16 protein-coding genes are annotated in these 12713 nt (G+C 70.9%); 15 read left to right on the plus strand and 1 reads right to left on the minus strand.

The window, feature by feature from the left end:
- Window positions 1-3 precede the first annotated feature (3 nt).
- From C0R66_RS15065 to C0R66_RS15135, 15 genes are all read left to right on the plus strand, one after another.
- Window positions 4-495: a flagellar hook assembly protein FlgD gene (locus C0R66_RS15065; RefSeq protein WP_101525397.1), complete on the plus strand. Its 492-nt coding sequence runs from the start codon at window positions 4-6 to the stop codon at window positions 493-495.
- A 10-nt stretch (window positions 496-505) separates the two neighbouring features.
- The gene (locus C0R66_RS15070) at window positions 506-1360 is read left to right on the plus strand and encodes a flagellar hook-basal body complex protein (RefSeq protein WP_101525398.1); all 855 of its coding nucleotides are present in this window, start codon (window positions 506-508) and stop codon (window positions 1358-1360) included.
- Between the two features lie 150 nt (window positions 1361-1510).
- Window positions 1511-1822, plus strand: a complete 312-nt coding sequence (locus C0R66_RS15075) for a flagellar FlbD family protein (protein WP_101525399.1) — start codon at window positions 1511-1513, stop codon at window positions 1820-1822.
- Window positions 1822-2586, plus strand: a complete 765-nt coding sequence (locus C0R66_RS15080) for a flagellar motor protein (RefSeq protein ID WP_101525400.1) — start codon at window positions 1822-1824, stop codon at window positions 2584-2586. Before C0R66_RS15075 ends, C0R66_RS15080 begins: the two co-directional genes overlap by 1 nt.
- Before the next feature lies 1 nt (window position 2587).
- On the plus strand, window positions 2588-3472 hold the full coding sequence (locus C0R66_RS15085; RefSeq protein WP_101525401.1) for an OmpA/MotB family protein: 885 nt from the start codon (window positions 2588-2590) through the stop codon (window positions 3470-3472).
- Window positions 3469-3927 carry a flagellar basal body-associated FliL family protein gene (locus C0R66_RS15090; protein WP_101525402.1) on the plus strand — a complete coding sequence of 153 codons (459 nt, stop codon included), beginning with the start codon at window positions 3469-3471 and terminating at the stop codon, window positions 3925-3927. Before C0R66_RS15085 ends, C0R66_RS15090 begins: the two co-directional genes overlap by 4 nt.
- Before the next feature lie 62 nt (window positions 3928-3989).
- Window positions 3990-4955 (plus strand): flagellar motor switch protein FliM, encoded by a 966-nt coding sequence (locus C0R66_RS15095; RefSeq protein WP_101525403.1) that lies wholly within the window; start codon window positions 3990-3992, stop codon window positions 4953-4955.
- A complete protein-coding gene (fliN, locus tag C0R66_RS15100) occupies window positions 4952-5773 on the plus strand; it encodes a flagellar motor switch protein FliN (protein ID WP_101525404.1) in 822 nt (273 codons plus the stop codon). The genes C0R66_RS15095 and fliN overlap by 4 nt, the downstream gene beginning before the upstream one ends.
- Before the next feature lie 4 nt (window positions 5774-5777).
- On the plus strand, window positions 5778-6230 hold the full coding sequence (locus C0R66_RS15105; RefSeq protein ID WP_101525405.1) for a flagellar biosynthetic protein FliO: 453 nt from the start codon (window positions 5778-5780) through the stop codon (window positions 6228-6230).
- On the plus strand, window positions 6227-7093 hold the full coding sequence (fliP, locus tag C0R66_RS15110; RefSeq protein ID WP_101525406.1) for a flagellar type III secretion system pore protein FliP: 867 nt from the start codon (window positions 6227-6229) through the stop codon (window positions 7091-7093). The genes C0R66_RS15105 and fliP overlap by 4 nt, the downstream gene beginning before the upstream one ends.
- The gene (locus C0R66_RS15115) at window positions 7090-7359 is read left to right on the plus strand and encodes a flagellar biosynthetic protein FliQ (protein WP_101525407.1); all 270 of its coding nucleotides are present in this window, start codon (window positions 7090-7092) and stop codon (window positions 7357-7359) included. The genes fliP and C0R66_RS15115 overlap by 4 nt, the downstream gene beginning before the upstream one ends.
- A 16-nt stretch (window positions 7360-7375) precedes the next feature.
- Window positions 7376-8140 (plus strand): flagellar biosynthetic protein FliR, encoded by a 765-nt coding sequence (locus C0R66_RS15120; protein WP_101525408.1) that lies wholly within the window; start codon window positions 7376-7378, stop codon window positions 8138-8140.
- A gap of 7 nt (window positions 8141-8147) precedes the next feature.
- Window positions 8148-9296: an EscU/YscU/HrcU family type III secretion system export apparatus switch protein gene (locus C0R66_RS15125; protein WP_101525409.1), complete on the plus strand. Its 1149-nt coding sequence runs from the start codon at window positions 8148-8150 to the stop codon at window positions 9294-9296.
- A 77-nt stretch (window positions 9297-9373) separates the two neighbouring features.
- The gene (gene flhA / locus C0R66_RS15130; protein ID WP_101525410.1) at window positions 9374-11428 is read left to right on the plus strand and encodes a flagellar biosynthesis protein FlhA; all 2055 of its coding nucleotides are present in this window, start codon (window positions 9374-9376) and stop codon (window positions 11426-11428) included.
- Complete coding sequence (locus tag C0R66_RS15135; RefSeq protein ID WP_158648066.1) at window positions 11425-11670, plus strand: hypothetical protein; 246 nt, start codon at window positions 11425-11427, stop codon at window positions 11668-11670. Before flhA ends, C0R66_RS15135 begins: the two co-directional genes overlap by 4 nt.
- Window positions 11671-11949: 279 nt before the next feature.
- On the opposite strand, the gene pdxH is transcribed toward C0R66_RS15135, so the two are convergent.
- Window positions 11950-12615, minus strand: a complete 666-nt coding sequence (pdxH, locus tag C0R66_RS15140) for a pyridoxamine 5'-phosphate oxidase (protein ID WP_101525412.1) — start codon at window positions 12613-12615, stop codon at window positions 11950-11952.
- Window positions 12616-12713: the final 98 nt, after the last annotated feature.

The following is a 12713-nucleotide window of genomic DNA, read 5'->3' on the forward strand; positions in this document are numbered from 1 at the left end:
ACCGTGTCGATCCAGGCCACCGAGTCTGTGTCGCCGAGCCTGTTCGGGGCACCGACGGCAGCGCCGTCGCAGTCCGCGACGGCTGACAAGGACATGTTCCTGAACCTGCTGGTCGCGCAGATGCGCTACCAGGACCCGCTCAACCCCACCGACTCCGGACAGTTCCTGGCCCAGTCGGCGCAGTTCACGGCCCTGGAGAAGATGCAGGCCGTGGCTGACCAGACCGCGATGCTGGTCGCCAGCCAGATGGCCTTCGGGGCCACCGGGCTGGTCGGCCGCGACGTCACCTGGACCGATGCCACCACCGGCGCCACCAGCAGCGGCCTGGTCCAGGGCGTCACCTTCAGCACCGAGGGCCCGCTCCTCGACGTCGGCGGACAGCAGGTGCCGCTGGCCCTGGTGGCCACCGTCGGCACCACTGGCTCATCGACCAGCAGCCCGACCAGCAGCCCGACCAGCGCCACCGTCCCCCCCGCCGTCCCCGACTTCCAGTGAGGTAACCACCATGCTTCGTTCACTCTTCTCCGGCATCTCCGGACTCCGCGCCAACCAGACCATGCTCGACGTGACCGGCAACAACATCGCCAACGCCAACACGACCGGGTTCAAGGGCTCCACCACCGTCTTCTCCGACACCTTGAGCCAGGTGATGACCGGCGCCGGCGCCGCCAACGCCAACCGCGGCGGGACCAACCCGTTCCAGGTGGGCCTGGGCGTGCAGGTCGCGACGACCGCGACCAACCTGACCCAGGGCTCGGAGCAGGCGACCGGCCGGGCCACCGACCTGATGCTGTCCGGCGACGGGATGTTCGTGATCCGCAAGGGCAACGAGCAGCTCTACACCCGCGCCGGCGCCTTCACCTTCGACGTCTCCGGCAGCCTGGTCTCCCCCGACGGCAGCCGGGTGCAGGGCTACGCCCTGGACGCCACCGGCAACCGCACCGGGGGCCTGGTCGACGTCTCCCTGAGCACCGCCGGTGCGGTCCCGCCCGTGCCCGGCGGCGTCGAGCTGACGTCGTACGACATCGGCACCGACGGCAAGGTCCGCGGGCTGTTCTCCGACGGCATCCAGCGCGACCTGGCCCAGGTCGCGATCGCCGACTTCACCAACCCGATGGGCCTGGAGAAGGTCGGCGGCACCGCCTTCCGCGCCTCGGCCAACTCCGGCGACGCCCAGCTCGGCACCGCCGGCGAGGGACGTCGCGGCGCCGTCAAGGGCGGCGCCCTGGAGATGTCGAACGTGGACCTGGCCGCCGAGTTCACCAACCTGATCCTGGCCCAGCGCGGCTTCCAGGCCAGCTCGCGGGTGATCACCACCTCCGACCAGGTGCTGGAGGAGCTGGTGAACATCAAGCGCTGAGGCGTGGCGGGGTCCGTCCGCACCGGCTCCACCAGCCGGTGCGGACGGATTGCCGCAAGATCCCTCAGGTCGCGCACCGCGCGGCCGATCAGCACGGTGTCGGGCCACGGATGGCCCGGCTTTTGTCGAAGCACAAGGATGGTGCGACGCATGATCATGCTCACCCGACTCTCGGGATCGAGGTTCGTCCTCAACTCCGACCTCATCGAGCGCGTCGACGCCACCCCCGACACCGTCATCTCGCTGACCGACGGCACCAAGTACGTCGTCTCCGAGAGCCTCACCCAGGTCATCGCCGCCGTGCGCACCTTCCGCAGCGAGATCGTCGCCCTCTCGGCGTACGTCCCGCCGGACCCCGAGCACCTCTTCTTCGCCCACCTGAACCAGGACTCGCCCCACCTGGCACCAGTCGCGCCGCTGCACCGCGAGGCTGCCGGCCGCCGCGACCACCAGGAGTCCTGATGGATCCGGCAACCCTGATCGGCCTGGTCCTGGCCTTCGTCATCATCATCGTCTCCAACGTGATGGAGGGCGGGAACCCCGCCTCGATGCTGCTGCTCCCGCCGATGCTGCTGGTCTTCGGCGCCACCTTGGCCATCACCTTCGCCGGTGGCACGGTGGCCGACGGCAAGCACGCGGTGAAGGCCTTCAAGCGGGCCCTCACCGCCAAGGCCCCCAACTCCGCCGACCTGGTGCCGACCGTGGTCTCGCTGGCCGAGCGCGCCCGGCGCGACGGGCTGCTGGCGCTGGAGGACTCGCTGCGCGAGATCGACGACCCGTTCCTGGTCAAGGGGATGACCCTGGCCATCGACGGCACCGACCCCGACGAGGTCCGCGAGATCCTGGAGGCGGAGGTCTACGCCAAGCGGTCCCAGGACAAGCACGCGGCCAAGTTCTTCGGCGACGCCGGCGCGTACGCCCCGACCATCGGCATCGTGGGCACCGTGATGGGCCTGGTGCACGTGCTGGAGAACCTCGCCGAGCCGGAGAAGCTCGGGCACCTCATCGCCGCGGCCTTCCTCGCCACCCTGTGGGGCGTGATGTCGGCCAACGCCATCTGGCTGCCGATCAGCAGCCGCCTCAAGCGGCTCAGCGAGCTCGAGGCCAACCGCATGGAGGTGGCGATCGAGGGGGTCGCGGCCATCCAGGCCGGGTCCAACCCGCGGGTGGTCGCCCAGAAGCTGATCTCGCTGCTCCCCGCCGGCCAGCACGCCGAGGCGGCTTGAGATGGCCGCGCGCAAGCGTCGTGAGCCCGAGGAGGAGCACGAGAACCACGAGCGCTGGCTGGTGACCTACGCCGACATGGTCACCCTGCTGATGGTGCTGTTCATCGTGATGTTCTCCATGAGCGCGGTGGACGAGAAGAAGTTCAGCGCCCTCAAGGAGGGCCTGGCCGCCGGCTTCGGCGTCTCCGCCGCGGTGATGGACGGCTCGGAGTCCCTGCTGGACAACCCCGGCAGCGCCGCGGTCCAGACGCTCACCCCCGACCAGTACCGCGAGCTCTCTCCCAAGGAGCAGACCGCGGTCACCGAGGCCGTGGCCGAGCAGGAGCGCCTGCGCTCCCAGCGGGCGTACGCCGACGCGGAGGCCGAGGCGAACCGGCTCGAGGAGCTGCGGCGCGAGCTGCACCGGGCGCTGTCGGCCAAGGGACTCCAGGACGACGTGGTGGCCACCATCGACGACCGCGGGCTGGTGGTCAGCCTGGTCTCGCGCCACGTCGTGTTCGAGGCCAACCTGGCCGACCTCACCGCCCGCGGGCGACTGGTCGTCGACACCCTGGCCAAGGTCTTGAAGCCGATCCCGGACCCCCTGCAGGTGGACGGCCACACCAACCAGGTGCCGGTGAAGCCGAAGTACTTCGACACCGACTGGGACCTCTCCGCCGCCCGCTCCATCACCGTGCTGCGCCACCTCAACGAGGACCAGGGCATCGCCAGCACCCGGCTGACCGCGACGGCCTTCGGGCACGAGAAGCCCCTGGTCCCCGTGGACGAGCCGGGCTCGCAGCGGATCAACAAGCGCGTCGACATCGTGGTGCTCTCCTCCCTCCCTGCCGAGACGCGGGAGCTGCTCGAGGAGGCCGCCCAGGACCAACAAGGAGGCAGGACATGACCGTGACGGCAATGACGCCCCCCGGCGCCGCGACCCGGCCGCCCGAGGACGAGGAGAGCGCCGGCAAGGGCGGCGGAAAGAAGAAGAAGCTGCTGATCATCGCGGTGGTGCTGCTGGTGCTGGGCGGAGCGGGCTGGTTCTTCTTCCTCAAGCCGTCCGGTCCCACCGAGCCGGTCGCGGGCGAGGTGATGACGCTGGAGCCGATGCAGCTCAACCTGGCCGCGGGCCACTACCTGCGGCTGGGGATGGCGCTCCAGCTCGTCGAGGGGGCCCACGAGCTGGACGGCAGCAAGGCCCTGGACGCCGCGATCACCATCTTCAGCGGTCACCCGGTCTCCGAGGTGGTCAAGCCCGAGCAGCGCGAGGAGCTGCGCGCCGAGCTGATGGCCGAGCTCGAGCACAGCTATCACGGGGACGTGATGGAGGTGTACTTCACCGAGTTCGTCACCCAGTAGCCGCGGGCGTGCGACGTCGCGTGCGCAAAACCACTCAGGAAGTGGTCTAGCGCGCCGATGACATGCTCGTGACCCCTCCCGCGCCCTCCTCCGCGTCCCGCCACGGGACGTCGGGCACCCGGGCGCGCCGTCGCAACCGCGAGGTCGAGCCGGTCGTCTACGACTTCCGCCGACCCATCCAGCTCTCCCGCGAGCACTCCAGGATCCTGCAGCTGGGCTTCGACAGCTTCGCCCGTCAGGCCACCGGGGTCTTCACCTCCTGGCTGCGCACCGTCTGCTCGGTGCAGCTGCTCTCGATCAACCAGGTCAGCTACGACGACTACATCGACTCCCTGCACGCGCCGACCTACCTGATGAAGCTCTCGGCAGAGCCGATGACCGGCCTCGCCATGCTGGAGGTGCCGCTGGCGGCCACCATGAGCTGCATCGACCACATGCTCGGCGGGCCGGGGTCGGACAAGCAGCCGATCCGCCCCCTCACCGAGATCGAGGGCAACGTGCTCTCGGGCCTGATCGAGCGGCTGCTCAGCGAGATGCGCTACGGGTTGGCCGCGATCGCCGACTTCGAGCTGGCCCCCCAGGGCATCGAGTACAGCCCCCAGTTCGCCCAGATCGCCGGTGCCGCCGACGTAATGGTGGTGGTCAACTTCGACCTCCGCATCGGCGACGGAGCGCACCACCTCAGCGTCTGCCTGCCGTTCAACGGGCTGCTCCCCCACCTGGCCAAGGCGGCTGCACCGGCACCGGTCTCCGACCGCGAGCTGGCCAAGCGCGAGCAGGCGGCGGAGGTGCTGCGCCGGCAGTTCGCGCAGGTGCCCGTCGAGGTCAACGTGCGGCTACGAGCCACCCGCCTGCACCCCGACGCACTGGGGGCCCTGCGCATCGGGGACGTGGTGCGCCTGGCGCACCCCGCCTCAGCCCCGCTCGACGTCTGCGTCGACGACACGACGTTCGCCCATGCCACCGCGGGGGCCAAGGGCCCCCGTCTCGCCGCCCTGATCGTGGGCGCACCCAAGGAGACCCGATGAACCCGCAGCCCGACACCGTGCTCGCCGTGGCGGCCGCGACCGCCGCCGCCGCGGTGCTCCCCGCCGCCAGCCCGCTGAGCGCCGTGGGCGCGCAGCCCGGCAACGAGCACGTGACGGCCGCCTTCGCCGGCGCCGCCATCGCCCCCCTGGAGGGTCCCGACGGCGCCGTGCACCACCGGGTCGCGGTCCTGGTGGGCGAGGACCTGGTCCGCGCGCTGGCCGAGAGCCCGCTGGGCGGGCTGGACCTGGCCGCGGCCACCCAGCCGGCCATCGACGCGGCCGCCCAGGTGCTGGGCATGATCGCCGGCGCCGCCCACCAGGTCGAGCTCGACCTGGTGGTCGCCGACCTGGGCGGGAGCTTCACCGCCGTACCGCTGGTGGGCCAGGGGATCGACGCCGCGGTGCTGATGAGCGACTCGCTGCTCGTCGCCGCCGTCGAGGACCCGGTGAGCGCCGCCGCGCACTTCGCCGCCGCCCCCGTGGCCGCGCCCGCTCCGGCCGCTCCCGCGGCCCCGGCGCAGGCACCGGACGTCCGGCCGGCGGGCTTCCCCGTCCAGACCAGCGCCGTGCCCAACCGCGGCATCGAGATGCTCGCCGGCGTCGACATGGAGGTGACCGTGGAGCTCGGCCGCACCCGGATGCCGGTCCGCGACCTGCTCGCCCTGGCACCAGGGGTGGTGCTGGAGCTGGACCGCGCCGCCGACGGCCCCGCCGACCTGCTGGTCAACGGGCGCCTCATCGCCCGCGGGGAGGTGGTGGTGGTCGACGAGGACTTCGGCCTGCGGATCACCGAGATCCTCGACGACACGGGCGCCTGAGCCCGTGCTCGAGCTGACGCTGCGCCTGGTCTGCTCCCTCGCCGTGGTGGTGGGGCTGCTGCTGGTGCTGGCCAAGATCGGCCAGCGCCGGTTCCGGGGCAACACCAACGCACTGGTGCAGGTCGTGCACCGCCAGGCGCTGAGCCGCACCTCGTCCGTCGCCGTGGTCACCGTCGGCAGCCGGGTGCTGGTGCTGGGCACCACAGAGCAGCAGATCCGGGTGCTCGCCGAGCTGGATCCCGAAGAGCTCCTCGACCACGAGGCGCTGACGCTGACCGAGGAGCCGCCCGGCGTCTCCGACTCCACGTCCGTCCCGACTCCTGCGGCTGCACCGGTCGTGACGCCTACGGCCGTGCCGGAGCCGCTCGGCCCGGTCGCGGGCTCGGTGCTCTCCCCCGCCACCTGGCGCCAGGCCCTGGCCGCGATCTCCTCGGTCACCGCGAGGCGCCCGTCATGACCCTGGCGCCACCTCGGCTGCGCACCTGGTGCACGGCCCTGGTCGTCGTGCTCCTGGCGCTCCTGGCCACCCTGTGCCTGGGCACCGCCGCCGAGGCCGCCCCCCTCCAGACCGCGTCGTACGACGTCTCCGCGGCGGGCCGGCTGCCGACCGCCCCGGAGGGCCCCAGCGGGCCCGAGGGGCCGAACAGCTCCTCGGTGACCATCGAGCTCGACGGCCTCACCGACAAGCCCAGCACTCCGGTGCTGGTGCTGATCGCGATGACGCTGCTCTCGCTGCTGCCCGCGATCCTGCTGACCTGCACCAGCTTCACCAAGATCCTGGTGGTGCTCGGCCTGACCCGCAACGCGCTGGGTCTGCAGCAGACCCCGAACAACCAGGTGCTCGCCGGCCTCGCCCTGTTCCTGAGCCTGTTCATCATGGGCCCGGTGCTGAGCCAGATGAACGACGTGGGGCTGCAGCCCTACCTCGACGGCGACAAGACCACCATGGTCGCCATGGAGGACGGCATCGAGCCGCTGCGCGAGTTCATGCTCGACCAGTCCGGCGACGAGGAGCTGATGCTGCTCACCAACGTCGCGGGTCGCGACCTGCCCGACGACCGGGCGGACGTGGGGCTGACCACCCTGGTGCCGGCCTTCGTGCTCAGCGAGCTCAAGCAGGCGTTCATCATCGGCTTCATCATCTTCATCCCCTTCCTGGTCATCGACATCGTGGTCAGCGGGGCCCTGATGGCCCTGGGCATGATGATGATGCCGCCGGTGATGGTCTCCCTGCCCTTCAAGCTGCTGCTCTTCGTCCTCGTCGACGGCTGGGGGCTGGTCGTCACCTCGCTGGTCTCCAGCTACGGAGGGGTCACATGACCGACACCGTCGTCATCGAGATCGCGCTGCGCACCATGCTGGTGGCGCTCAAGCTCTCCGCGCCCATCCTGCTGACCTCGCTGGTCATCGGCTTCACCATCTCGCTGTTCCAGTCGATGACCCAGATCCAGGAGTTCACCCTCGCCTTCGTGCCCAAGCTGGTCGGCGTCGGGGTGGCGCTGCTGATCAGCGGCAACTGGATGCTGCACACCCTGGTGACCTTCACCCTGGACCTCTTCGAGGCGCTGCCCTCGATGCTGGCCTGAGCCCGGGCGGACTCGGGTGACCCTCACGATCGCCGGTCAGGAGCTGATCGCCTACCTGCTCGCCTCGGTGCGCATCGTGGCCTGGCTGGCGATCGTGCCGCCCTTCTCCACCCGCTCGGTGCCCACGATGGCCAAGGTCGTGCTCTCCCTGGGGCTGGCGTTCGCGGTGGCGCCCGAGCTGGCCGGCGACATCCCGGTGGGTACCTACGAGCTGCTCGTGGTGGCGCTGACCCAGGTGGTGGTCGGGGCCGGCATGGGGTTCGTGACCTTCCTGCTCTTCCAGGCGATCACCGCCGCCGGCTCGCTGGTCGACGTGTTCGGCGGCTTCGCGCTGGCCCAGGGCTTCGACCCGCTCGGCATGAACATGAACACGGTCTTCGGCAAGTTCCACCAGCAGCTCGCCACCATGCTGCTCTTCGCCAGCGGCGCGCACCTGCTGATCCTGGGCGGCCTGCTCAGCACCTTCGAGCTGCTGCCCCTGGGTGAGCGTCCCGACGTGGCCGGGGCGCCCGGGGTGCTGACCACCGCGTTCACGATGTTCTTCGTGACCGCGGTGCAGATCGCGCTGCCGATGATCGCGGTGCTCTTCATCGCCGACCTCGGCCTGGCCCTGCTCACCAAGGTGGCCCCGCAGCTCAACGCCATCAACGTGATGTTCCCGGCCAAGATCGGCCTGACCCTGCTGCTGCTGGGCCTGTCGTTCCCGGTGCTGCCCGAGGCCATGGACCGACTGGTCGAGCTGGCCGCCGAGGCGATGGCCACGATCGCGGGCGGGGGGTGAGCCCGGCATGAGCGGGGAGAAGACCGAGAAGCCCACAGCGCGCAAGAACAAGGAGAACCGCAAGGAGGGCCAGGTCCCCCGCACCCAGGAGCTGGGCGGCTGGGCCTCGATGCTGCTGGTCGGCATGGCGCTTCCGATGCTGCTGGGTCGCGAGCTGACCGCGTTGCAGGAGCTGATGGTGACCTGCCTGAACGCCTCGGGCGAGCCCGACCCCGAGGTCGCCCTGCAGCTCATGGGGCAGGGGCTCACCCACGTGGCCAAGGCACTGCTGCTGCTCAGCTCGGGGGTGCTCGTGGTGGGCGTGGCCGCCGCGCTGGCCCAGGGCGGGTTCTACCTGGCGACCAAGGCCGTGAAGCCCAAGTTCTCCAAGCTCAACCCGATCTCCGGCGCCAAGCGGGTCTTCGGGCCCCAGGCGCTGTGGGAGGGGGCCAAGATGCTCCTGAAGAGCTCGTTGGTCGGGATCCTGGCCTACGCCGTGGTGAAGTCGATGATGCCGATGCTCGGGGGCCTGGTCCCGATCCCGGTGGTGCTCGAGGTCGTCGCCGACGAGGCGCTCGGACTGATCCGCAACGTGGCGATCGCCGGCCTGGTGATGGCCGCCGCGGACTACATGTTCCAGCGACGCAAGATGGGCAAGCAGACCCGGATGACCAAGGAGGAGGTCAAGCAGGAGTACAAGAACACCGAGGGCGACCCGCTGCTCAAGAGCGCGATCCGCTCCCGCCAGCTGGCCACCTCCCGCAACCGGATGATGGCCGACGTGGCGACCGCCGACGTGGTGCTGGTCAACCCCACCCACGTGGCGGTGGCACTGCGCTACGAGTCCGAGCGCGGCGGGGCACCGCTGGTGGTCGCGCGGGGCGCCGGCGCGGTGGCCACCCGGATCCGGGAGGAGGCGGCGGCCCACCGGGTGCCGCTGGTGCGCGACGTACCGCTGGCCCGGGCGCTGCACGGGGCCACCAAGGTGGGCCAGGAGATCCCCCCGGAGCTCTTCGGCGCGGTGGCGCAGGTCCTCGCGTTCGTGATCAGCCGACGCACCAGGGGCCACCACGGCGGCGAGCACCGCAGCCCCCGGGCCGAGCAGGTGCTGCCCGACGTGCTGCCGGTGGGACGTCGCCGCCGGAATCCCTCAGACCCGCCTCCCCCCGGCCGATAGGGACCTCGGACGCCAGGACGGTGTCGCCGGTGCCACGGAGGGCGCGCACAGATTGGTGACCCTCGAAAGGCACTGCCTTGCCCCTGAAGCGACTGACACAGCTGGGTGTCCCGGTCGGCATCGTGCTGATCGTGGTGATGCTCGTCGTGCCGTTGCCGGCGATGGTCCTCGACGTGCTGATCGCCCTGAACATCGTGGGCGCGCTGCTGGTGCTGATGACGGCGATGTTCGTCTCCCGGCCCCTGGACTTCGCCGCGTTCCCGGCGGTGATCCTGGTGATGACCCTGTTCCGGCTGGCGCTCAACGTGAGCGCCACCAGGCTGGTGCTCCTGGACGGCTACGCCGGCAAGGTGATCGAGACGTTCGGCCACTTCGTCGTCGGTGGCTCCCTGATCGTCGGCCTGATCATCTTCGCGATCCTGCTGGTCATCCAGTTCGTGGTCATCACCAACGGTGCCGGCCGGGTCGCGGAGGTCGGCGCCCGGTTCACCCTGGACGCGATGCCCGGCAAGCAGATGGCGATCGACGCCGACCTCAACTCGGGCCTGATCAGCGAGGACGAGGCCCGGCGGCGGCGGGCCGAGGTGCACGCCGAGGCCGACTTCTACGGCGCGATGGACGGTGCCTCCAAGTTCGTCAAGGGCGACGCGGTCGCGGCCATCATCATCACGCTGGTCAACCTCATCGGCGGCTTCGCGGTCGGCGTCGCGCAGCTGGGGCTGCCGTTCGGCGAGGCCGTGCAGACCTACAGCCTGCTCACCATCGGCGACGGCCTGGTCTCCCAGATCCCCGCCCTCCTGCTTTCGGTCGCCACCGGCCTCATCGTCACGCGCAACACCGGCGAGGACGACATGGGCTCGGACATCCTGCGCCAGATCGGCGCCAACCAGATGCCGCTGCGCATCGCCGGCTTCGCCGGGTTCGCGCTCTGCCTGATCCCCGGTCTGCCCAAGATCCCGTTCATCTTCGCCGGCGGGCTGATGCTGCTGGCCTCCACCCGGGTGCCGCAGGCGACCGAGGCGTCGACCGAGACCGCCCTGGTGGACGAGGGCCCCTCCCGCGACGACCCCGAGCGGCTGGCCGCGGAGATCCAGGTCGACCCGCTCGGCCTGGAGCTGTCGGCCGACATCATCGACCTGGTCGACCCCAGCGTGGGAGGCGACCTGCTGGAGCGGGTCAAGGCGCTGCGCCGCAAGGTCGCCTCCGACATCGGGATCGTGGTGCCCCCGGTCCGCACCCGCGACAACCTCGAGCTGCCCGGCCGCACCTACGCGATCACCCTGTTCGGCATCGAGGTGGCGCGCGGCGAGGCCCCGTCGGGGCACGTCATGGCGATCGGCGACTACCTCGGCAACCTGCCGGGCCAGGCGACCGTCGAACCGGTCTTCGGGCTGGAGGCGAAGTGGATCCCCACCGAGCTGCGCAACCAGGCCGAGCTCACCGGCGCCACCGTGGTGGACCGGGCCTCGGTCATCACCACCCACCTCGCCGAGGTCGTCACCCAGCACGCCGCCCGGCTGCTGGGGCGCGAGGACGTGCGGCTGCTCACCGACGTCATCAAGCGCACCCACCCCGTGGTCATCGAGGAGCTGACCCCCACCCAGCTCAGCCTGGGCGAGGTGCAGCGGGTGCTGCAGTCGCTGCTCGACGAGAAGATCTCCGTGCGGGACCTGGTGCGCATCTTCGAGGCACTCTCCCTGCGGGCCTCGGTGTCCAAGGACCTCGACGGTCTCGTGGAGGCGGCCCGCCAGTCCCTGGGCCCGGCCATCGTCGCGCCCTACCTGCAGAGCGGGAACGCGCACGTGATCAGCCTCGACCCCCAGCTCGAGCACCGGATGCTGGAGTCGATGCGCGCCACCGAGTCCGGGCCGGTCCTGGCGATGGACCCCGATCTGGGGCAGCACGTGCTGGTGCAGCTCAACGCGCTGTGCCACGAGGCGGAGAACCGCGACCAGCGCCCGGTGCTGGTGTGCGCGCCGCAGATCCGCGCCGCTCTGCGCCGCCTGGTGCGCCCCACCCTGGACCGGCTGCCGGTGCTGTCCTACCCAGAGCTCACCGGCAGCGGCCAGGTCCGGTCGGTGGGCACCGTCTCCGGTGAGCTGAGCCTCGCCCCGACAGGAGTGATCCGATGAGCATGAGCCCCCTGCACGGCGGCGTCCTGGGCGGCGCCGCCGTCGTCGCCTCCCCGGCGCTGTGGCTGTCCCTGGTGGACGGCACCCTGCCGCTGAGCGACGCCCTGACCCGCTACCTGCTGTCGGTGGTGATCTGCTGGGTGGCGCTCAACGTGGTGGCGGCGATGGTCCTCGTCGAGCCCAGCCCCAAGCCCGCGCGCCAGGAGGCGCACCCCGACCAGGAGACCCCGGCCGGCGCTTGAGGTGTCCCCGGGGATCGTCCGCACATGCAGCGACCCGCAGGCCTGCGCCGAGAGTGTCGGGGCGTCCCGGACGGATGAGCTCCGGGGACCTGCGGGTCGGGTGACTGCTGTGGATTCGCCAGCGCGTCTCAGCGCGGGCTGGTCGCTGCTAGCGGGCAGCCACCTCACACATCCGTAAAGACTTCATCTTTCGGACCACCTCCTTTCCGTGTGCCACAACCGTAGGTCGCGACCGGCCCGCAGCCAAGGGCTTTTTCGCACAACTGGCAGCCGGGTGGTTCAGGGCGCCAGGCGGCGGCGCTCCCACGAGCCCGGGTCGGTCTCGGAGCGCCGGTACTCCAGGCGGTCGTGCAGCCGGTCGCGCCGCCCCTGCCAGAACTCCACCGTCAGGGGCCGTACCCGGTACCCGCCCCACATCGGGGGAACCGGGACCTGGACGCCGGTGAACCTGGCCTCGACCTCGGCGTAGGCCGCCTCCAGCTCCTCGCGCGAGGCGACGGGGTCAGACTGGTGCGAGGCCCAGGCACCGAGCTGGGCGCCCCGGGGACGGGTGGCGAAGTAGGCGGTCACCTCGTCCGGGGGCAGCGACCACGCCTCCCCCGTGACCCGGACCTGCCGCTCCAGCGGGTGCCAGGGGAAGAGCAGCGCGCAGTGCGGGGCGCCGGCCAGCTCGATGCCCTTGCGCGAGCCCCGGTTGGTGAAGAAGACGAACCCGCGCTCGTCGAAGCCCTTGAGCAGCACCATCCGGGAGGACGGCCGGCCCTGGGCGGAGACTGTCGAGAGCACCATCGCGTTGGGCTCGTGCAGGCCGGCGGCGACGGTCTCGTCGAACCAGCCACGAAATACCTCGAAGGGGTCGTCGGGCGCCGCCTGGTCCTCGGTGAGGCCCCGGTCGGCGTACTCGCGTCGCAACGCGGCCACCTGCTGGGCGGAATCGGGATCCATGCAGGGACCCTAGACCCTCCGGGCCCGGAGTTCGCGGGGCGCTGGATGCACTGTCACCCCCAGGGGTGCACAATGCCAGAGGTGCATCTGTGATGTGC

Source organism: Nocardioides houyundeii (assembly GCF_002865585.1).
GTDB classification, from domain to species: Bacteria; Actinomycetota; Actinomycetes; order Propionibacteriales; family Nocardioidaceae; genus Nocardioides; species Nocardioides houyundeii.